The 20,883-nt window shown below is 62.6% G+C and carries 18 protein-coding genes; 11 read left to right on the top strand and 7 right to left on the bottom strand.

Annotation, left to right across the window (positions count from 1 at the left end):
• Positions 1-33 precede the first annotated feature (33 nt).
• Positions 34-669, top strand: a complete 636-nt coding sequence (hflD, locus tag LQ952_RS06740; protein ID WP_238621889.1) for a high frequency lysogenization protein HflD — start codon at positions 34-36, stop codon at positions 667-669.
• A gap of 135 nt (positions 670-804) precedes the next feature.
• Here the strand turns inward: hflD and acnB are convergent, their stop codons facing one another.
• The gene (acnB, locus tag LQ952_RS06735; RefSeq protein ID WP_238621888.1) at positions 805-3,381 is read right to left on the bottom strand and encodes a bifunctional aconitate hydratase 2/2-methylisocitrate dehydratase; all 2,577 of its coding nucleotides are present in this window, start codon (positions 3,379-3,381) and stop codon (positions 805-807) included.
• Between the two features lie 398 nt (positions 3,382-3,779).
• Here acnB and acnA point away from each other — a divergent pair, with 398 nt between their 5' ends.
• From acnA to LQ952_RS06715, 4 genes are all read left to right on the top strand, one after another.
• Positions 3,780-6,518, top strand: coding sequence for an aconitate hydratase AcnA (acnA, locus tag LQ952_RS06730; protein ID WP_238621887.1), 2,739 nt, complete (start codon positions 3,780-3,782; stop codon positions 6,516-6,518).
• Between the two features lie 160 nt (positions 6,519-6,678).
• Positions 6,679-7,065 carry a hypothetical protein gene (locus LQ952_RS06725; protein ID WP_238621886.1) on the top strand — a complete coding sequence of 129 codons (387 nt, stop codon included), beginning with the start codon at positions 6,679-6,681 and terminating at the stop codon, positions 7,063-7,065.
• Positions 7,062-7,910 carry an HDOD domain-containing protein gene (locus LQ952_RS06720; RefSeq protein ID WP_238621885.1) on the top strand — a complete coding sequence of 283 codons (849 nt, stop codon included), beginning with the start codon at positions 7,062-7,064 and terminating at the stop codon, positions 7,908-7,910. The genes LQ952_RS06725 and LQ952_RS06720 overlap by 4 nt, the downstream gene beginning before the upstream one ends.
• A 2-nt stretch (positions 7,911-7,912) precedes the next feature.
• A complete protein-coding gene (locus LQ952_RS06715; protein WP_238621884.1) occupies positions 7,913-9,859 on the top strand; it encodes a putative bifunctional diguanylate cyclase/phosphodiesterase in 1,947 nt (648 codons plus the stop codon).
• 15 nt (positions 9,860-9,874) lie between these two features.
• Here the strand turns inward: LQ952_RS06715 and LQ952_RS06710 are convergent, their stop codons facing one another.
• Complete coding sequence (locus LQ952_RS06710; RefSeq protein WP_238621883.1) at positions 9,875-11,278, bottom strand: class II fumarate hydratase; 1,404 nt, start codon at positions 11,276-11,278, stop codon at positions 9,875-9,877.
• Positions 11,279-11,385: 107 nt separating this feature from the next.
• On the opposite strand from LQ952_RS06710, the gene purB reads away from it, so the two are divergent.
• The gene (gene purB / locus LQ952_RS06705; RefSeq protein ID WP_238621882.1) at positions 11,386-12,753 is read left to right on the top strand and encodes an adenylosuccinate lyase; all 1,368 of its coding nucleotides are present in this window, start codon (positions 11,386-11,388) and stop codon (positions 12,751-12,753) included.
• A 61-nt stretch (positions 12,754-12,814) separates the two neighbouring features.
• Here the strand turns inward: purB and LQ952_RS06700 are convergent, their stop codons facing one another.
• Positions 12,815-14,089, bottom strand: coding sequence for an RNA-guided endonuclease InsQ/TnpB family protein (locus tag LQ952_RS06700; protein WP_238621881.1), 1,275 nt, complete (start codon positions 14,087-14,089; stop codon positions 12,815-12,817).
• On the opposite strand from LQ952_RS06700, the gene tnpA reads away from it, so the two are divergent.
• Positions 14,088-14,528 (top strand): IS200/IS605 family transposase, encoded by a 441-nt coding sequence (tnpA, locus tag LQ952_RS06695; protein WP_347402056.1) that lies wholly within the window; start codon positions 14,088-14,090, stop codon positions 14,526-14,528. The two genes, LQ952_RS06700 and tnpA, sit on opposite strands and share 2 nt — an antisense overlap.
• A 103-nt stretch (positions 14,529-14,631) precedes the next feature.
• Here the strand turns inward: tnpA and LQ952_RS06690 are convergent, their stop codons facing one another.
• Positions 14,632-14,913, bottom strand: coding sequence for a BrnA antitoxin family protein (locus LQ952_RS06690; RefSeq protein WP_200176556.1), 282 nt, complete (start codon positions 14,911-14,913; stop codon positions 14,632-14,634).
• On the bottom strand, positions 14,897-15,166 hold the full coding sequence (locus LQ952_RS06685) for a BrnT family toxin (protein ID WP_200176555.1): 270 nt from the start codon (positions 15,164-15,166) through the stop codon (positions 14,897-14,899). Before LQ952_RS06685 ends, LQ952_RS06690 begins: the two co-directional genes overlap by 17 nt.
• Before the next feature lie 439 nt (positions 15,167-15,605).
• Here LQ952_RS06685 and dusA point away from each other — a divergent pair, with 439 nt between their 5' ends.
• The 4 genes from dusA to LQ952_RS06665 all read left to right on the top strand — a co-directional run bounded on the left by dusA (position 15,606) and on the right by LQ952_RS06665 (position 20,028).
• Complete coding sequence (gene dusA / locus LQ952_RS06680; protein WP_430733758.1) at positions 15,606-16,643, top strand: tRNA dihydrouridine(20/20a) synthase DusA; 1,038 nt, start codon at positions 15,606-15,608, stop codon at positions 16,641-16,643.
• Between the two features lie 97 nt (positions 16,644-16,740).
• Positions 16,741-17,823, top strand: coding sequence for a T6SS phospholipase effector Tle1-like catalytic domain-containing protein (locus tag LQ952_RS06675; RefSeq protein ID WP_238621879.1), 1,083 nt, complete (start codon positions 16,741-16,743; stop codon positions 17,821-17,823).
• Positions 17,824-17,835: 12 nt separating this feature from the next.
• Positions 17,836-19,569 (top strand): NAD(P)H-binding protein, encoded by a 1,734-nt coding sequence (locus tag LQ952_RS06670; RefSeq protein ID WP_238621878.1) that lies wholly within the window; start codon positions 17,836-17,838, stop codon positions 19,567-19,569.
• A gap of 15 nt (positions 19,570-19,584) precedes the next feature.
• The gene (locus LQ952_RS06665; protein WP_238621877.1) at positions 19,585-20,028 is read left to right on the top strand and encodes a DUF1640 domain-containing protein; all 444 of its coding nucleotides are present in this window, start codon (positions 19,585-19,587) and stop codon (positions 20,026-20,028) included.
• Here LQ952_RS06665 and LQ952_RS06660 read toward each other — a convergent pair.
• Positions 20,025-20,381 carry a flagellar protein FliT gene (locus tag LQ952_RS06660; RefSeq protein WP_238621876.1) on the bottom strand — a complete coding sequence of 119 codons (357 nt, stop codon included), beginning with the start codon at positions 20,379-20,381 and terminating at the stop codon, positions 20,025-20,027. The two genes, LQ952_RS06665 and LQ952_RS06660, sit on opposite strands and share 4 nt — an antisense overlap.
• A 25-nt stretch (positions 20,382-20,406) precedes the next feature.
• A partial coding sequence (locus LQ952_RS06655) for a hypothetical protein (RefSeq protein WP_238621875.1) occupies positions 20,407-20,883 on the bottom strand: 477 nt, incomplete at its 5' end.

Genomic DNA, 20,883 nt, shown 5'->3' with positions numbered 1-20,883 from the left:
AATCAAACCAGTCACGCAAACGGAAAACGACCCGTGGAAGCTTCACACCGCAATCGAACCCTGGCCCTGGCCGCCCTCTTCCAGTCCGCCGCACTGGTTAAGGATGTCGCCTGGCGTGGTCAGTGCGATGCCGATCAACTGCAGACCATGATCAGCAGCCTGTTTGCCTTCGAGGCCAAGGCCATCGACGATATTTACGGCGGCGCGGCGAACCTGCGTCGGGGGTTGCGGACCCTGCTGGAGCAGGTTCAGTCGGGCTCCCAGCAGGTGGACGGCGAGATCTCCCGGTATGTCATCAGCCTGTTCTATCTGGAGCGCAAGCTGATGAAGCAGCCGGACATGATCAAGACGCTACGGGACGGGATCGAAGTGGCCGCCCATCAAAGCGAATCCTTCGGCATCCTGCACGAGAACATCATGTCCCGCCTGGGCCAGACCTATCAGAACACCATCAGTGAGCTGGGGCCTCGGATCGTCGTGCAGGGGGAGCAGAACCACCTGGCCAACCCGCACAATGCGGCACGCATCCGCGCCCTGCTCCTGGCGGGCATCCGCGCAGCAGTCCTGTGGCGTCAGGCAGGGGGATCGAGATGGAAACTGATCTTCGGGCGCAACGCCATGCTGGCTGAGGCGCGATTCATGCTTGAGGAGACCGCAGAGGCCTCCTGAGCCTATGTGTTCATACCTGCCATACCCCTCATCCCCTGCCCTTCTCCTCTTTAAGGGAGAAGGGAGCACCTCGACAAAAAGCCCCTCTCCCACAAGGGGAGAGGGGCTGGGGTAAGGGGTGAGAGGGCAAAAACCCTACGCCGCCACCACCGGAATTACCTTCCGGGCCGCTTCCTCATACTCCGGCAACTGATCAAAGTTGAGGTAACGGTAGACCTCGGCCGCCATGGTATTCAGGCCGGCCACATGCCCCATGTACTCATCCACCGTGGGCAGGCGCCCCATCACAGCCGCCACCGCCGCCAGCTCCGCGGAGGCCAGGAACACATCGGCCCCGTCCCCCAGACGGTTGGGGAAGTTGCGGGTGGAGGTGGACACCACCTTGGCACCGGGGGCCACCCGGGCCTGATTGCCCATGCACAGGGAACAGCCGGGCATCTCGGTGCGGGCGCCGGCACGACCATAGATGCCGTAGTAGCCCTCCTCCGTCAGCTGGCGCTGATCCATGCGGGTAGGCGGCGACAGCCACAGACGGGTGGGCATCTGGCCCTGGAACGTCTCCAGCAGCTTGCCGGCGGCGCGGAAGTGACCGATGTTGGTCATGCAGGAGCCGATGAACACCTCGTCAATCTTGCCGCCGGCCACTTCCGACAGCAGACGGGCGTCGTCCGGATCATTGGGAGCACAGAGGATGGGCTCCTTGATCTGACTAAGATCGATCTCGATCACCGCCGCGTACTCGGCATCCGCGTCGGCCCGCATCAGGCGGGGATTGGCCAGCCACTCTTCCATGGCCTTGGCGCGACGCTCCAGGGTCCGGGCATCGCCGTAACCGTTGGCGATCATCCAGCGCAGCATGGTGATATTCGAGCGCAGGTATTCGGCCACCCGATCTTCCGACAGGGCGATGGTGCAGCCACCGGCGGAACGCTCGGCAGAGGCATCGGACAGCTCGAACGCCTGTTCCACGGTGAGGTCGTCCAGACCTTCGATCTCCAGGATGCGGCCGGAGAAGATATTCTTCTTGCCCTTTTTCTCCACCGTCAGCAGACCCTGCTGGATGGCCGCATAGGGGATGGCGTGAACCAGATCCCGCAGGGTGATGCCGGACTGACGCTCACCTTTGAAGCGCACCAGGACCGACTCGGGCATATCCAGGGGCATCACGCCGGTGGCGGCGGCAAAAGCCACCAGACCGGAGCCGGCCGGGAAGGAGATGCCGATGGGGAAGCGGGTGTGCGAGTCACCGCCGGTGCCCACGGTGTCGGGCAGCAGCATGCGGTTCAGCCAAGAGTGGATGATGCCGTCACCCGGACGCAGGGAGACACCGCCCCGGTTCATGATGAAGTCCGGCAAGGTGTGGTGGGTCTGCACGTCCACCGGCTTGGGATAGGCGGCGGTGTGGCAGAAGGACTGCATCACCAGATCGGCCTGGAAGCCCAGGCAGGCCAGATCCTTGAGTTCGTCGCGGGTCATGGGGCCGGTGGTGTCCTGGGAACCCACGGTGGTCATGCGCGGCTCGCAGTAGGTGCCGGGGCGGATACCGGTTACGCCGCAGGCCTTGCCCACCATCTTCTGGGCCAGGGTGAAGCCCTTGCCGCTGTCCACCGGGGCCTGGGGCCGCTTGAACACGTCGGAGGCCGGCAGGTTCAGGGCCTGGCGGGCACGATCGGTCAGGCCGCGACCGATGATCAGGGGGATGCGACCGCCGGCGCGGACCTCGTCCAGCATCACCGGGGAGCGCAGTTCGAAGGTGGTGATCACGGTATCGCTGCCGTGGCGGCAGACCTTGCCGGCGTGGGGGTAAATGTCCACCACGTCACCCATCTCAAGGCCGTTGACGTCCAGTTCGATGGGCAGAGCGCCGGCATCTTCCATGGTGTTGAAGAAGATGGGGGCGATCTTGCCGCCCAGGCAGACGCCGCCGAATCGCTTGTTGGGCACATAGGGGATATCATCACCGATGTACCACAGCACCGAGTTGGTGGCGGACTTGCGGGAGGAGCCGGTACCCATCACATCGCCCACCAGGGCGACCGGATGACCCTTCTGCTTGAGTACCTCGATCTGAGCCTGGGCATCGGTGACGCCTTCACGGGGCATCTTGTACATGGCCTTGGCATGCAGGGGGATGTCCGGACGGCTCCAGGCGTCGGGGGCCGGGGACAGGTCGTCGGTGTTGGTCTCGCCCGGGACCTTGAAAATGGTCACGGTCATCTTTTCCGGCACGGCCGGCCGGCTCAGGAACCACTCGGCATCGGCCCAGGACTGCATCACGGCCTGGGCGTGGGTGTTGCCGGCCTTGGCCCGCTCTTCCACATCGTGGAAGGCATCGAACATGAGCAGGGTGTGCTTGAGCTCCTTGGCGGCAGCCACGACCAGTTCGGCGTCATCCAGCAGCTCCACCAAAGTCGCGATGTTATAGCCGCCCTGCATGGTGCCCAGCAGTTCCACGGCGCGGGTACGGTCGATCAAGGGAGAGCTGACCTCACCCTTGGCCACGGCAGACAGGAAACCGGCCTTCACATAGGCGGCCTCATCCACGCCCGGGGGTACACGATGGGTGATGAGGTCCAGCAGGAAGTCTTCCTCACCGGCGGGCGGGTTCTTCAACAGCTCCACCAGTTGGGCGGTCATCTCCGCATCCAGGGGTTTGGGCACCACCCCTTCCGCTGCACGTTCCTGGACATGTTGGCGATAGGCTTCAAGCACGTGTGTGATCCTCTTTAACGCCCCGGCTGCCCGGGGAGGGAGAAATATCCCTTATGATCAATATTTTATTTTGACAGACAGGGTTATTGCGCGGCAGCATTCTAAACCACCGGGAGGGTGGCAGACCAGAAATGCCTTGTGCGAGGCTGTGCCATACTCACCAAAGGACTTCTGAATAACTCATTCCCGCGCAGGCGGGAATCCAGTGACGGACTGACAATCCTGGACTCCCGCTTTCGCGGGAGTGACGGCAATCAGATCCAGTGGTTCCTGTGCACGCGGGAACCCAGCAACAAACGGACAGCAGGGTATTAACGAAGATCGTCATTCCCGCGCAGGCGGGAATCCAGGAACAGCATGGCAAGCACACCGTTCCACAGAAAGAGGGAGCCGCCACGATGAGCAACAGCTTCAACACCGAGGACACCCTGGACGTCCAGGGCAAGGCCTACCACATCCACAGCCTCGCCCTGCTCCGGAAAACTCACGACCTGGATCGTCTGCCCTTCTCCCTCAAGATCCTGCTGGAAAACCTCCTGCGCTGCGAGGACGGCAACAACATCACCCGGGCGCACATCCAGGCCCTGCTGGACTGGGACCCCAGGGTCGAGCCGACGGCGGAAATCAGTTTCACCCCGGCCCGAGTGGTGCTGCAGGACTTCACCGGCGTCCCCGCCGTGGTGGACCTGGCAGCGATGCGTGATGCCATGAAGGCCCTGGGCAAGGATCCGAAACGGATCAATCCCCTGGCCCCGGTGGATCTGGTCATTGATCATTCGGTGATGGTGGACCACTTCGGCCAAAAAAACTCCCTGGATCTGAACATTAAACTGGAATACCACCGCAACCAGGAACGCTATCAGTTCCTGCGCTGGGGGCAGAAGGCCTTCGAAAATTTCCGCGTGGTGCCCCCCGGTACCGGTATCGTCCATCAAGTGAACCTGGAATACCTGGCCCCGACCGTCTTCGTGCGGGACGACAACGGCACCCTCCACGCCTACCCCGACACCCTGGTGGGCACCGACTCCCACACCACCATGGTCAACGGACTGGGCGTGCTGGGCTGGGGCGTGGGCGGGATCGAGGCCGAGGCCGCCATGCTGGGCCAGCCCATCTCCATGCTCATCCCTCAGGTGGTGGGCTTCAAACTCAGCGGCCGACTGCCGGAAGGCGCCACCGCCACCGACCTGGTGCTCACCGTCACCCAGATACTCAGAAAGCACGGCGTGGTGGGCAAGTTCGTGGAATTCTTCGGCGACGGCCTGGACCATCTGCCCCTGGCGGATCGGGCCACCATCGCCAACATGGCCCCGGAATACGGCGCCACCTGCGGCATCTTCCCCATCGACCGGGAGACCCTTGAGTATCTGCATCTCTCGGGCCGGGATGAGTCGCACATCGCCCTGGTGGAAGCCTATGCCCGCCATCAGGGGCTCTGGCGCGACACCGGTGCCCGACAGGCCGACTATTCCGACATCCTGGCACTGGATCTGGGCAGTGTCGTTCCCAGTCTGGCGGGTCCCAGGCGCCCCCAGGACCGCATCCCCCTAAACCAGTCCCGCCGCAGCTTCATGGACACCCTGGACCAGTATCTGAAGGCACATCACACCACCCCGGCGAATCGGGAAGAGGCCCGCTTCGCCGATGAAGGCGGCCATACCGCCCCCGGGGTGGAGGACAGCCACGAAACCGGCGCGGTGGAATACGAGATGGACGGCGAGCGGCACCTGCTCACCCATGGCGCCGTGGTGATCGCCGCCATCACCTCCTGCACCAATACGTCCAACCCCGCGGTCCTGCTGGCCGCCGGCCTGCTGGCAAAGAAGGCTCACGAAAAAGGCCTCAAACCCAAGCCCTGGGTCAAGACCTCCCTGGCCCCGGGTTCCCAGGTGGTCCCGGCTTACCTGCAACAGGCGGGCCTCCTGCAGCCCCTGGAAGCCCTGGGCTTCTCTGTAGTGGGCTTTGGCTGCACCACCTGCATCGGCAACGCCGGTCCCCTGCCCGAGCCTATCGGCAATGCCATCCGCGAAGGGGATCTGATGGTGGCCGCGGTGCTCTCAGGCAATCGCAACTTTGAAGGCCGCATCCATGCCGATGTGCGCGCCAACTACCTGGCCTCCCCTCCCCTGGTAGTGGCCTATGCCCTGGCGGGCACCATGGCCGTGGACCTGTACCAGGATCCGTTGGGCACGGACGGCGACGGACGCCCCGTCTACCTGAAGGACATCTGGCCCAGCCAGGCGGAGATTGCCGGTCTTATGGGAACCAGCATCAACTCGGCCATGTTCCGGGATAAATACGCCGACGTCTTCAAGGGCGATGCCAACTGGCAACAGATCCAGGTGACCGAGTCGGAACTCTACGACTGGGCGGAATCCACCTATGTGAAGAACCCGCCCTACTTCGAAGGCATGACCCTGGAACCGGAGCCCCCAAAAGTCATCCAACATGCCCGCTGTCTGGTCATGGTGGGGGATTCCATCACCACCGACCATATCTCACCCGCCGGCGGCATCCATCCGGAAAGCCCCGCCGGACAGTACCTGCAGGCTCACGGCATCGAGCCGAAGGAATTCAATTCCTATGGCTCGCGGCGGGGCAACCATGAAGTGATGATGCGCGGCACCTTCGCCAACGTGCGCCTGCGCAATCGCCTCGCGCCGGGTACCGAAGGGGGCTGGACCCATTATCTGCCCGACGGTGAGCAGATGAGCATCTACGACGCCGCCATGCGCTATCGGGACAAGGACATCCCGCTGATGGTCCTGGCGGGCAAGGAATACGGCACCGGCTCTTCCCGAGACTGGGCAGCCAAGGGGACACGACTGCTGGGCATCCGTACGGTGATCGCCGAGAGTTTCGAACGCATCCACCGCTCCAACCTGGTCGGATTCGGGGTCCTGCCCCTGCAGTTCCTGCCCGGCGAGAGCGTCGACACGCTGGCGCTGTCGGGGCATGAGCGCTACAGCATCAGCTCACTGGACGACACCCCCGCCGAAGTCACCGTCACCGCCGAGTCGGACGACGGCGCCCGCCGCGAATTCAAGGCCCGGGTGCGCATCGATACGCCGAAGGAATGGGAATATTACCGGCACGGAGGGATTCTGCATTACGTCATCCGGCAACTGGCATCCTGAAGCGTGGGCACCAGGTCGATAAGTCATTCCCGCGAAAGCGGGAATCCAGTAGCATGGTAAAAATACTGGGCTCCCGCCTTCGCGGGAGTGACGTCAGATGGACCCGCGTGAGCTAGATGGACCCGCTTGAGTTAGTCTGGAAAAATCAGGGGCATGATGGATGGATGGCAAAATCAACATCCCGGCGGACAGGGCCACGCCAGGCGCTGTCCTGGCGGAGGATGTGCGGGATCGCAGCGGCAGACTGCTGCTGTCCGCCGGTTTACCCCTTAGAGACAAACATATCCGCGTCCTGAAGACCTGGGGCGTTAACGAGGTCGCCATCTGGACAGACAGGGAGGTTCCGCTCATGCACACTGAGTCATCGGCCACCGCCCCCTCCCTCAGGGATAGTAGCGACATCAGCGAAACATCATGGACTCAGGCCAAAAGCATCATGGCAACGGCCTTCATGCACGCGGATCTTGCCAGTCCCGTCATGGATACCCTGTTCAAGGTATCGACGGCACGTCTCGCAAGGAAACTTGACGCCAAGGCCGGCCCATGACAGGAGGCACCATCGACGACATCCTCGCCGGCAACCCGGACCTGGGAACCCTGCCGAGCGTCTTTCATCGCGTCGAAGCCGCAGTCAACGACCCCACCAGTTCCTTCGAGGCCATGAGCCGGGCCATCGAGACCGACAGTGCCCTGACCGCCAAACTGCTCCGCATCGCCAACAGCAGCCTTTACAACTTTCCGAGCCGGATCAACAGCATCGACCGTGCCATCAGCATCATCGGCACCCAGCAACTGCGCGATCTGGTCCTGGCCGCCACCATCATCCGCTATTTCAGCCATCTTCCCGTAGCGGGTGTCGACATGGACAGCTTCTGGCGGCACAGCATCGTCACTGCACTTCTGGCACGCAGCCTGGCCGGCGCCCGCCGTGAAACCAATGTGGAACGTTTCTACGTAGCCGGCTTGCTCCACGATATCGGACGCCTGCTCATGTTCATGCACCTGACCACCCCCTCCGCCCGGATCCTGGCGCGCAGGGACGAACGTCAATGCCTCCTGTTTGAGGCGGAACAGGAGGTCCTGGGGGTGGACCATGCGGAACTGGGCGGCGATCTACTGCGGGCATGGAACCTGCCGCGAGCCTTCGAGGAGCCGGTGCGCCATCATCACTCGCCTAGCCTGGCCTCCCAATACCCCATCGAGACCGCTGTCGTCCATGTCGCCGACAGTATTGCCAATGCCCTGAGACTGGGCACCAGTGGGGAACGCTATGTACCCCCGATCAATGATGAAACCTGGATTCGCATCGCACTGCCCGAAAACATGCTGGAACAGGTGATCACATACACTGATATGCACTACCAGCAGGTAGTCGATGTATTCATGGCATGAAAATGACTAAAAAGGACGCACCTCACCCGCCAGAAATCGACTATCTGCGTGGGCGTGTGGCTTATCTTGAGGCCGCCAATCACTGGCATCACTATGCCATGGACGTACTGGCCTCGATGACCTCGATCTTCGGTGACCATCGCCATAATCGGGACACCCAGACCATCCTCAAATATGCGCATGACTGCGTCAAGCGCGTCCTGCCTTTTGAAGATGCGGGCTACTACACCGTGGACGACGACTCCAATTTCAACCTCACTTACCGACAGCCGGGCTGCACGGATGCCGATCTGGAAGCCGCCGTCGAGCGGCTGATCGAAGAAGGCACATTTGCCTGGGCCATCAATCAGAACCATCCGGTCTGTCTCTCCGCCGGTGATCATCATACCCCCGACGCGCATCTGGTCCTGCACGTCATCTCCACCCGCACCCGAATCCGTGGCATGTTTGTCGGGCGTATCCACGGCACGGACCTACGGATCGGCGAATCGGGCCTCAAGGTGCTCTCCATCGTTCTGTTCAACACGGCCTATGCGCTGGAAAGTGCCGCCCTCTATACCCTCAGGGAGCAACAACATCAGACCCTGCGCAAGATCACCCAGCGTCAATCGCGGGAACTGATTCATCAGCACAGCCATGACACCCTCACGGGCCTGCCCAACCGGGTTCTCTTCAATGACCGCCTGAGCCAGCTGATGCAGCGCCGGGGGGCACCTGATGCCCATATTGCCGTGATCCTCATGGACCTGGATCACTTCAAGCGGGTGAATGATTCTCTGGGCCACCGTGCGGGAGACCTGCTGATCCGCCGTCTGGCCGGCGAGATGCGCAGCACCCTTCTCTCCGCCGAAGTGGCTCGGCGCTATCACCTGGACGTGGCCAACGTGACCCTCTCCCGCCTGGGCGGTGATGAATTCGGCATCATCCTGGATAACGTGGCCTCGCTGGACCTGGTGGCCCGCTTTGTCCAGCAACTGATCGAAAGCATCAGTCGCGAACACGAGGTCATGGATCATCAGGTCTTCATCACCTGTAGCGCGGGAATCAGCATCCATCCTTTCGACGGCGATGACACGGACACCTTGGTCAAGAACGCCGACGCGGCCATGTATGAGGCCAAGCAACGCGGTCGCAACCTGTATCAGTTCTATACCCAGGACCTCAATTCCCAGACCTACCGCCACCTGGTACTGGAAAACCAGCTGGTCAAGGCCTTGGCCCGGGACGAATTCGACATCCACTATCAGCCCCAGATATCGCTGAGGACCGGCCGGGTGGAAGCGCTGGAGGCGCTGGTGCGCTGGCATCATCCGGAGAAGGGCCTGCAGAGCCCGGCCCGCTTCATCCCCATTGCCGAAGACACCGGCATCATCGAAGGTCTGGGGCTGTGGGTGCTCAAAAGGGTATGCGAGGATGTACACCGACTGCGGGATGCAGGCATCGAATCACCCCGCATGGCCATCAACCTGTCGGCCCGCCAGTTCCGGCAGGCCAACCTGGTGGAAAAATACATCGCCATCCTCAAGGAGCATGATGTCTCGCCCTGCGCCATTGAGCTGGAACTGACGGAAAGCACCATCATGCAGGACATCCACGTGGCCGTGGACATGTTCCGGCAACTTCACCAGCTGGGTTTTCGTCTGGCAGTGGATGATTTCGGCACCGGATACTCATCGCTCAACAACTTGAAGCATTTTCCTATCCATACTCTCAAGATCGACCGTTCCTTCGTCAGCGACACGCCCCATGATCGCGACGATACCGCCATCGTCACGGCCATCGTCGCCATGGCCAAGGGGCTGGGCCTGGAAGTCGTGGCGGAAGGGGTGGAAAATGAAGAACAGCTGGCCTTCCTGAAGCAACTCGACTGTGAATTCATCCAGGGCTACTACTTCAGCAAACCCTTGCCATTCAATGATCTATGCCAATATCTTAAAGCGTATTCCTGATTTCATTCCTTCTTGTCACGTTTTCCTGCCACTGTCTTCCTCCGCAATACCCGTCAGTCTCATGGGATCCAGCAATCGACGCAAGGTGGCCTCATCCAGACCCGTCATCTCCAGCGCCACCGCCAGGACGGGCCTGCCCTCCCCGTAAGCCCGCTTGGCAATCGCCGCCCCTTGCTCATAACCGATCACCGGATTGAGCGCCGTCACCAGAATGGGATTGCGCTCCAGCGCCGCCCTGAGCCGCGACTCATCCACCATCAGGCCCTCCACGGCCTTTTCACGCAGCAGCACGACGCCGCGGTACAGCAGTTCGATGCTCTCAAGAAGATCGTGAGCAATCAGCGGTAACATCACGTTAAGCTGAAAGTTTCCGGACTGACCGGCGATGCCGATCGTGACATCGTTTCCCATCACCCGGGCACAGATCATCGCCACCGCCTCCGGAACCACCGGATTCACCTTGCCGGGCATGATGCTGCTCCCCGGCTGCAGAGCCGGCAGCCGGATTTCACCCAACCCGGCCAGCGGCCCCGAGTTCATCCAGCGCAGATCGTTGCAGATCTTCATCAGGCTCACCGCCAGGGTCTTGAGCTGCCCGCTGGTCTCCACCGCCGTATCCTGGGCCGCCAAGCCCTCAAACCGGCTCGGCTTGGTCACGAACACCACCCCGGTGCGGCGGGACAGAATCCGGGCGACACGATCGCCCAGTTCAGGATGGGCATTTACCCCCGTCCCCACCGCGGTCCCGCCGATGGCCAGCTCCACCAGGCGGGGAAAGCCGTCTTCCAAACGCTCCGCCCCGTAGCGCATCTGCTGAGCCCAGGCCCCCAGTTCCTGATCCAGCCGCACCGGCATGGCATCCATGAGATGGGTACGCCCGGTCTTCACCAGACCGGAAAAGTCCGCAGCACGCCGGTCGATGCACTCTGCCAGCTCAAGTACCGCAGGAATCAGCCGCTGCCGCAGTGCCAGGGCCGCGGCCACATGCAGCGCGGTCGGAATGACATCGTTGGAGCTCTGCCCGAGATTGACGTGGTCATTGGGGTGCACGAGCGTCCCCAGGTGCCGGGATGCCAGCGTGGCGATGACCTCATTGGCATTCATGTTGGAGCTGGTGCCGCTGCCGGTCTGAAATACATCCACCGGGAACTGCTCGGCATGTTCCCCTCGTGAGACGGCATCGGCGGCCACGATAATGGCGTCGGCCATCTCATCGGACAGCAGTCCCAGATCCCGGTTGGCCTGAGCACAGGCTGCCTTCACATGTCCCAAGGCCTGGACAAACGCGGCCGGCATCGGCCGGCCGCTGATCCGGAAATGATTCACGGCGCGTTGAGTCTGAGCGCCGTACAGGGCCTTGGCCGGGACCTCCACCGGTCCCATGCTGTCATGTTCCACACGCATCCCGGAGTTACCCATCGTCCATCCTCCTCTTTGCAGTCGGCACACTCCGCTCCCAAACGGAGCGAATCACCTATCCTGTAGTATAATCCCGCCTTTTTCAGTCAGCCCGGAGACCCCGCCCCATGGAGCCATCGTCCCTCACCGCCATCTCCCCCGTGGACGGCCGCTACGGCAGCAAGACCGAGATGCTGCGCCCGATCTTCAGCGAATTCGGCCTGATTCGTCACCGGGTCCAGGTCGAAGTGGAATGGCTCAAGGCGCTGGCCGCCCATCCGGGCATCCCGGAAGTGCCGCCCCTGGGTGAGCACGCCCGTCACATCCTGGACGGCATCGTGGAAAACTTCTCAGAGGAAGACGCCCGCCGGGTCAAGAACATCGAACGGACCACCAACCACGACGTCAAGGCGGTGGAGTACTTCCTCAAGGAAAAGGTCACCGGCAACGCGGAACTGGCCGCCATCAGTGAGTTTTTCCACTTCGCCTGCACCTCCGAGGACATCAACAACCTGGCCTATGCCCTCATGCTCAAGGAGGCCCGGGGCCAGGCCATGCTGCCGCTGATGGACGAGGTCATTCACGCCATTCGTGATCTGGCCCACAAGCACGCCGATCAGCCCATGCTCTCCCGCACCCACGGCCAGCCCGCCTCCCCCACCACCCTGGGCAAGGAAATGGCCAACGTGGTGCATCGCCTCAAGACCACCCGCAATCAGGTGGCCAACGTGATCATGCTGGGCAAGATCAACGGTGCCGTGGGCAACTACAACGCCCACCTGAGCGCCTACCCGGACGTGGACTGGGAAACCCTGGCGCGGGAATTCATCGACAGCCTGGGCCTGGAGATGAACCCCTACACCATCCAGATCGAGCCCCATGACTACATGGCCGAACTGTTCCACGGCCTGTGCCGCTTCAACACCATCCTCACCGACTTCTCCCGCGACGTCTGGGGCTACATCTCCCTGGGCTACTTCCGGCAGAAGGTGATCGCCGGCGAAGTGGGCTCCTCCACCATGCCCCACAAGGTCAATCCCATCGACTTCGAGAATGCCGAGGGCAACCTGGGTCTGGCCAATGCGGTCTTCGAGCACCTGGCCGGCAAGTTGCCCATCTCCCGCTGGCAGCGGGACCTGACCGATTCCACCGTGCTGCGCAACATCGGCATGGGCTTCGCGTGGTCCGTGATTGCCTACCAGGCCGCCGGGAAGGGCATCAGCAAGCTGGAGGTGGACACCGCCCGCCTGGATGCCGACCTGGAGGCCAACTGGGAAGTCCTGGCCGAGCCCATCCAGACCGTCATGCGCCGCTACGGGGTGGAAAAGCCCTACGAGAAGCTCAAGGAGCTCACCCGCGGTCAACGGGTGGACGGCCCCCGCCTGCGCGCCTTCATCGATACCCTGGAGATCCCCCAGGCGGCCAGGGACCAGCTCAAGGCCCTCACCCCCGGCGGCTACACCGGCAACGCCGCCCAGCAGGCGCGGAGGATCTAAAGGATTTTCGCGAGGCCAACATGCAGCAGGAAAGGATCATGAACTACTCCCGCCAAGCCTTTCAGGCTATGGCGTGAGTTTCGCGCTTCACGGGGCGTGCCGGATCATCCGGGGATGATTCGGTCTTACCGCCCTCCACGCATCGGCCAGGTTCCCGACCGGATAACTGCTGCTTGGCCCAGTTCATCAAGATCCGAGCGGCGTTTTCGTCCCGCGAGCAGGACGCGCCACAGGGGCACTCATGACGCCGCTGGCCGAGCGACTTCTTCTCCTGCCGCCCGCAGGCGTGACAGGTCTGCGAGGGCTTGAGATGCCGCGTCGGAGCCTCCATCGCCCAGGTCCCAGCCTCTTCCGCTTTGTACCCGAGCAATTGATGGAAGGCCCCGCCAGCGGCATCGAGGATGCTGCGGTTCAAGCCCTTGTTGTACTGACCGCCCGAAGCGGTCATGGTGCGGATGTTCAGTGCCTCCAGGCCCAGGACAGCGAATTGCCCAACAAGCCGCGCTGTCGTCTGATGCTGAAAATCGTGGCGCTGGTTCGCCACCTTGCGGTGGAGGCGACGCAAATGCTCGTATGCCCTCTGGAGACGGTTGGAAACGGGAAAACGGCGCGTCTTCCCGGACGCTTTCTTGGCCGCCTCCTCCTTGCGGGAAATATCGCGCTGGACCCGGCGGATTTCGTCCAGTGTCCTAGCCAAGTAGCGCGGGTTATCGATGGTCTCGGTCCCTGCTGGCGTGGCCACGGTGGCGAAGGTTTCCAGCCCCCAATCCAGACCGCCCAGTGTGTCGCCGCGTTGACGCGCAGGCTCGCAGTTCAGCGTCACCGATGCGTACCAGCGCCCGTTGCGACAAAACAGCTCGCAGGTCTTCGGCGTGCCTGGGGTGCGGGGTTTGCCCCGGATGGCAACCTTGCCGATTCCACTGAGCCTCAGTGTCCCGTGTTTCATCCGCTCGTTGGTCACCAGACGCCAGCCGTCACCGTGGGTCTTATAGCCCCAACCCTTGAAACGGTGCAGCGGCTTGAAGCGGGGAAAACCGGGCGTTTCGCCGTTTTTGATACGGCGAAAGAAGTGCTGGAACGCCAGATCCAGACGCTTGAGGGTGACCTGTTCGGACTGGGCGTTGATATCGCGCAGGAGCTTCGATTGGGTGCGCCACTCGGTCAGCCGCTTGCACTGGGTCGAGAAGCCCAACGACTCCTGCCGCTCGCTCCAAGCCTGGCGTCGTTCGGCCAGCGCCTCGTTCCACAACAGGCAGTGGACCCAGCGTTGGTGCTCCAAGGCGGCAAGCTGGGCCGCCGTGGGGTAAAGCCGATATGTGACCTTGCGCTGGACCATGCTGAAAGTATACTTGGTTATTATGGACTCGAAACCGCTAAAACGGCTCTACCATTGCACATATCGGCTCCAGTATCATTTGGTTATCGTCACCAAGTACCGGCGCAAGTGCATCACGAGACCAATGCTTTTTCGCCTGGAAGAAATCGTCCGTGCTACCACCAAAAGGTGGGAAGGCGAGGTTCTGGAGTTCAACGGCGAACCGGATCATGTGCATCTGCTCCTGGAGCTGACGCCGCGCACCGCGCCATCTGCGTTCGTGAATAATCTCAAGACCGTCACCTCGCGACTGATCCGCAAGGAGTACGGGGAACACATACGGCGCTACTACTGGCACAAGCCGGTGTTCTGGTCTCGCAGCTACTGCATCATCAGCGTCGGCGGTGCGCCGCTCTCGGTCCTGAAGCAATACATCGAACAGCAGGAAGCACCGGAGTGATGGCGCTACGCGCCATGCGCCGCTTCACCACCCCCTAAGCCGCTGCGCGGCCATAGGCGGAGCACTGCGGCGCAATTTGGCAGACCGCCATCCGCTCCCCCGACTAGCCCAGGCGCTCAGGGGAGTGATCCCGCAGCCAGTCCTTCAACGCGGCATCCATGCGTGTCTGCCAACCGGGGCCGGTGGCGCGAAAGCGTGCCACCACATCGGGGGACAAGCGAATGGTGATGCGTTCCTTGGTCGGCGCCACCCTTCGCATGGCGGCAAACTCAGCATCGGTCGGCTCAAAGGTATCCGGGTCCTGAGCCACGCCGGCGGCAATGGCCGCGTCTTCGGCCTCGGTCGGCACGTACACCTTTCGACCGGATTTAGCTGCTCGCAACATAGCGCTTCACCTCTCTGGTGTTGGCTTTTCTCAGGCTGATGATCCGGCGTGCCTCACCGCGATCGACAAACACCACGCAGAACAGCCGAGCACCCATCAGGGCATAGCCGATCATGCGGCGCTCGCCGTAGTCCCGGCGACGATCCTCCATCGCCAGCAACGTATCCCACTCCAGCGCCTTGGCCTCGGCCAGTGACACGCCGTGCTTGGCGCGGTTGGCGGCATCCTTGTCGGCATCGTACTCAATCATCATGCCGCGATTGTATGTACAGACCAGCTTGGCGGCAATTTGTTGCGGCCTGCCGCCAGTGCAGAGGCGTCACGCCCCCTCGGCGTGCCCGTAGGGTGGAGCCGCCCCATGGTAGTCACAATCCCGGTGGGGGGCGCACTCAGGGCAGCGTTTGGTTGCGTAAACGTAGCTGTTCAGGCTGTCGCAGCCACTCGCAGGACTTCGAAGGGGTTCTGACCGTGTAATTTGCTGGTTTCCCACACCGAGCGGATGATAGCGTGCGAGACTCCGTGTGCGACACGCCGCCCCGCTTGATGCGGATCTGCGCCATGTAGCGCGTTCCGCCTTTCCCCCTGCGTGCTACGATAGTGGCCACTCCCCACCCCGAGTCCAGTTGCTACAAGGCGGATTTTGTAGCACCGGTTGTAGCACTGAACCAACGCCCCCCCGAAAACAGGCAAAAATGACGCAGGAACAGGCAGCGAAAAACAGCGCAGAATCAGACCTAAGCATTTGCGGAGCAAGGAAAAACGGGCTTCACCGCTTCTGCGTGGCGCCGATGATGGACTGGACTGACCGGCATTGCCGCTACTTCCTGCGTCTTATCTCCCGCCGCGCCTTCCTCTACACGGAGATGGTCACCACCGGCGCTCTGCTCCACGGCGATCGGGACTACCTGCTGGGCTTTGATCCGGCGGAGCACCCGATCGCCCTGCAACTGGGGGGCTCGGACCCCCAGGCCCTGGCCTCCTGCGCCCGCATGGGGGCCGAGGCGGGTTACGACGAGATCAACCTCAACGTGGGCTGCCCCTCGGACCGGGTGAGTTCCGGGCGCTTCGGTGCCTGCCTCATGGCCGAGCCGGCGCTCGTGGCCGACTGCGTGGCCGCCATGCAGGCCGCGGTGGACATCCCCGTCACCGTCAAGCACCGCATCGGTATCGACCACCTGGACAGCGAAGCCCATCTTCACCGGTTTGTGGAGACGGTTGCGGGTGCCGGCTGTACCCGCTTCATCGTCCACGCCCGCAAGGCCTGGCTGCAGGGTCTGAGCCCCAAACAGAACCGGGAAATCCCGCCCCTGTGTTACGACCGGGTTCACCGCCTCAAACAGGCCTTTCCCCATCTGGAGATCATCATCAACGGCGGCCTCGCCCGTCTGGAAGACTGCCGGACGCAGCTGGCGCATGTGGACGGGGTCATGCTGGGCCGAGAGGCCTACCACAACCCCAGGCTCCTGGCCGGCGTGGACCCGGAACTGTACGGTGAATCGGCCCCGGCGCAATCCCCCCATGAAGTCATCGAACAGTTTTTGCCCTATGTGGAGGCGCGTCTGTCGGAAGGTGTCCCCCTGCAGGCCATGACCCGTCACATTCTCGGCCTGTTCCAGGCCCGCCCCGGTGCCCGCGCCTGGCGCCGTCACCTGAGCGAAAACGCCCACCGCCCCGGTGCCGGCCCGGACATCATCCGACAGGCGGCGGCCAAGGTTCCCGCCCAGGGCTGATCCCCTGCCGGGCCTTTCCCCTCACCCCCGTTGAGCAAACTCCCCCACCATCACCTATCCTCCCCAAAGGGCCTGCAGCCGCCACCCGGGAGGCGACATGAAACACATCATCATCTGCTTCGACGGCACCTGGAACACCCCCAACGACAGCGGCGACATCGAACAGGGTGCCAACACCAACGTCTACAAGCTTTACGAAGCCATCCCCGCCACCCACCAGGGCATCCCTCAGCGCAAACACTACGTCCCCGGCGTCGGCACCCGCTGGTACAACCGCATCAGCGGCGGCGCCTTCGGCGTGGGCCTGGACCGACTCATCAAGCAAGGCTATCGGGCGCTGGTGGACCACTACGAAGACGGCGATCAGATCTTCGTCATCGGCTTCAGCCGGGGCGCCTACTCCGCCCGCAGCCTGGTCGGCATGATTCGCAACGCCGGCCTTGTCCACCGCAATCGCCGCCGGGAAATCAATGCCGCCTACGAACTCTACCGCACCCGCGACGAAGGCCCGGACACCCCCGGTGCCATCGCCTTTCGCGAACGATTTTCAAGGGAACCGGATATCCACGCCCTGGGCGTCTGGGACACCGTCGGCGCCCTGGGCGTCCCCCTGCGTTCATTCGACTGGTTCAACGCCCGCCGCTACCAGTTTCACGACACCGAACTCAGCGGCATCGTCCGCAACGCCTTCCACGCCATCGCCGTGGACGAGCACCGTAGCAACTACGAGGCCACCCTCTGGGACCCCAAACACAAACCCAGTCAGCGCATCGAACAGGCCTGGTTCAGCGGCGCCCACGCCGACATCGGCGGCGGCTACCAGGATGCCCGTCTTGCCGACGTGGCCCTGCACTGGATGGCCGAGCGCATGATGGAATGCGGCCTGGGCATCGACAAGAACCAACTCGCCCCCGTCACCGACGACAACCTGCTGGCCCCCGCCCACGATTCCTTCGCTCTGTTCATGAAAGGTATGTACCAGCGCGTCTCGTCCCGTTACTACCGGCCGCTTGGGACCACCCTGCACGGCCACGAAGCCCTGCAGGAAATGGTTCTCAAGCGCCTCAAGGAAAAGGATGACTACCGCCCCAGGAACCCCCTGCGCCCCCACCTTCAGACCCCCGGCATCCCCCTCGGCGACGCCCAGCGTCTGCGGGACCTGGAGGTGTCGCAAATGTAGTAATCTTGGCGCATGCGTCTGACCCCGGACCAACAAACCGCCATCCGCCGGATCGTCACCGAACTGACAGGCCCGAAGGCCACGGTGCGCCTGTTCGGGTCACGCCTGGATGACCACAAAAAAGGGGGGGATGTGGACCTGCTGGTGGAACTGACCGAGCCGGCCGACAATCCCGCCTGGCTCTCCGCCACCCTCTCAGCCAGAATCAGCCGCCAAATGGACGGGCGCGGGGTGGATGTTCTTATCAGCGCGCCCAATCTGATCCGGCTTCCCATTCACGACATTGCCCGCCGCGAAGGGATCATGTTGCCGGACACGAAACACGCCCCCCGCATCACCATCGCCGGTGCCAGCGGCTTCATCGGTACCGCCCTGTGCCGTGAACTGGCCCGGGACTACCCGGTCACCGCCCTCACCCGATCCCAGGCCCGCGCCCAAACCCCCGATCCCGACACCCGGATCACCTGGCGGCACTGCGATCTCTACGACCCGGCCGAACTCACCCACGCCCTCAAGGACTGCGACTACGCCGTCTACCTGGTCCACTCCCTGACCCCCTCGTCACGCCTCACCCAGGCCGCCCCCAGAGACATGGACCTCATCCTGGCCGACAACTTCGCCCGCGCCGCCGCCACCAACGGCGTCAGACAGATCCTCTTCGTCAGCGGCCTCATGCCCGACACCTTCCGTATCTCCACCCTGCTCTGGAGCCGCCGGGAAGTGGAACTGGCCCTCACCGCCCACGGCGTCCCCGTCACCATCCTGCGCGCCGGCCTCGTGGTCGGCCCCGGCGGCTCCGCCTGCCGACTCATGGTGGAACTGGTGCGCCGGATCGGCATCATCACCCTGCCCCCCAACGCCCGCACCCGCACCCGCCCCATCGCCCTTGCGGACCTTATTCGGGCCATCCGTCACACCCTGGGCAAACCGGAGGAATTCCGAGGCCACTACGACCTCGGCGGCCCCGACTGCATCAGCTACGAAGACATGCTCCGGACCACGGCAAGGCTGCTGGGTCTCAAACGCCGCTTCCTCACCCTGCCCTGGCTGCCCAGCCGGATCGTCGCCCTAGGCGCCCGCTGGATCACCGGCACCCCCACCGCCCTGGTAGCCCCCGTCATGGAAAGTCTGCCACGGGCCACCCGGCTCAAGGACAATCCCCTGCAACGGTTCATCGACCAAAATGCCATCCCCTTCGAACAGGCCCTGAACGACGCCCTGGACCACCGACGCAAACGCCTGCTGCCCAACCCCCGGCAGCCCATTCACAAAAAGACCCGGGCCGAACTCAGACAAGCCAGCCGGGTACGCTCCATCCAGCGCATCATCCAGCCCCCCGGCCAGGACGCCGCCTGGGTGGCCGGCAACTACTTCCGCTGGCTGGGCGACTGCTGCCGACCCTTCGTGAAGACCGCGGTCCTCACAGACCCGCACACCGACGAAGATACCGGCTACCAGGTCCACCTACGCCCCGGCGGACACCTGCTGCTACAACTGGAACGGGACAGCCAGGCCGGCACCAAGGATCGACAGATCCACCGCATTACCGGCGGCCTGCTGGCAAGAAAGGGGGCACAACGGGGGAGATTCGAATTTCAGAGCGTCCTGGGCGGACGCTACACCATGGCAGCCATTCACGACTTTGCGCCGTCACTGCCCTGGTATCTGTACCTGTGGAGCCAAGCCGTGGCCCACCTGCTGGTCATGCGCCGCTATCAGCGGCATCTGGCGAGGCTGGCGCGGTGATGCAATAATCCCACCATGACCTCCGTGATCGACCTCTACGAACAGATCAGCAGCGCCCCGGACGAAAAGACCCGGGCCCGTCTCATTGTGGAAGCCATCGAGCACGTGGAACGCCGCTTCCCCGCCGTCAACGACCTGGCCACCAACACCTCCCTCAAGGAAACCGAACTGCGGCTGGTCAAGGAAATTGAAACGCTGCGAGGCGAAACCCAACGGGACATTGAAAAACTCAGAGGCGAAACCAGGCAGATCGAAGCCAGCCTGCGCATGGGCATCGAGCAGCTAAGGGGCGAACTGCAAAAGGAAACTGCGCTGATCCGCAGCGACATGCAAAAGGAACTCGCCCTGATCCGTGCGGACATCGCCCATCAGAAAGTGGAAATCATCAAATGGACCCTGGGCGCCCTGCTAGCTCAGACCGCCCTCATCCTGGGCGGGATACGTTTCATCCTCGGCTAGCCTTGCCCCTGCCTCACATCCTCATACAAGCGCGCCCCCGCGACCCCCTTCTTCACCTGTCGCAACTCCTGACCCAAGGCATCCCTGGCCTGAGTCACCAGAGACACCAGCGCCTCATCCATGGACTGAATCCGCGTCAGCCGCGCTGATAACACCTCCATCACTGCATCCTGTTCCACATCCTCGGCACTCAGACGCTCCAGCTTCAACTGAGCAACCAGCGCCTCCCGCTCCGACTCAAGCGGTATCAGAGCCTCCCAGTCACCTGCCTGAGCCAACTCAAGATTCCGTTGGGAAAGAGCCTCCAGCGCCTTGGCGGTGGCCATGATTTCATCGAGATGTGTGGATGCCATCGGTAACGTTTAACACCTGAAGTCGTCAATTCTTGATCAGGATTGCCATGTGGGCCATTGTCAGCAGGTTCTGCTTTTCCATCTCCTGGTATACCCAGTTCACAAAACCCTGACTATGCTCCACGGATTTGACGAACTTCTGGATCACCATCACCACATCATTGTCATCAAACTCCGCTTTTCGGACCCCCGCCCGCCCGATCAGCAACAGTTTGATCAGGGCAAAATTCAACACCATCATGGCATAGCTGTCAAACAGGCGCTTCTGAGTCAAGGGAAAGAGCCGGATAAAGACATAATTCACCAGATAGTTCTCAAGAATATATTCCCGATCCCCCATGAACGGCAGATACCATTCCCGGTAGACCTGCTGATAGCGCTGGGCATTTTCATCCAGAGTCTGCTCCGGATCAAAACCGATACCCGTGACAAAGTCCCCCATCACCCTGGCCAGGGATTCCACATGGCCGGTCTTTTGATCCGCCTGGGACTTGGCCTCGAT

It is taken from the genome of Ectothiorhodospira lacustris (genome assembly GCF_022227785.1).
Taxonomy (GTDB): domain Bacteria; phylum Pseudomonadota; class Gammaproteobacteria; order Ectothiorhodospirales; family Ectothiorhodospiraceae; genus Ectothiorhodospira; species Ectothiorhodospira lacustris.
The sequence above is the reverse complement of the archived record's forward strand: the minus strand, read 5'-3'. Positions and strand labels throughout refer to the sequence as shown.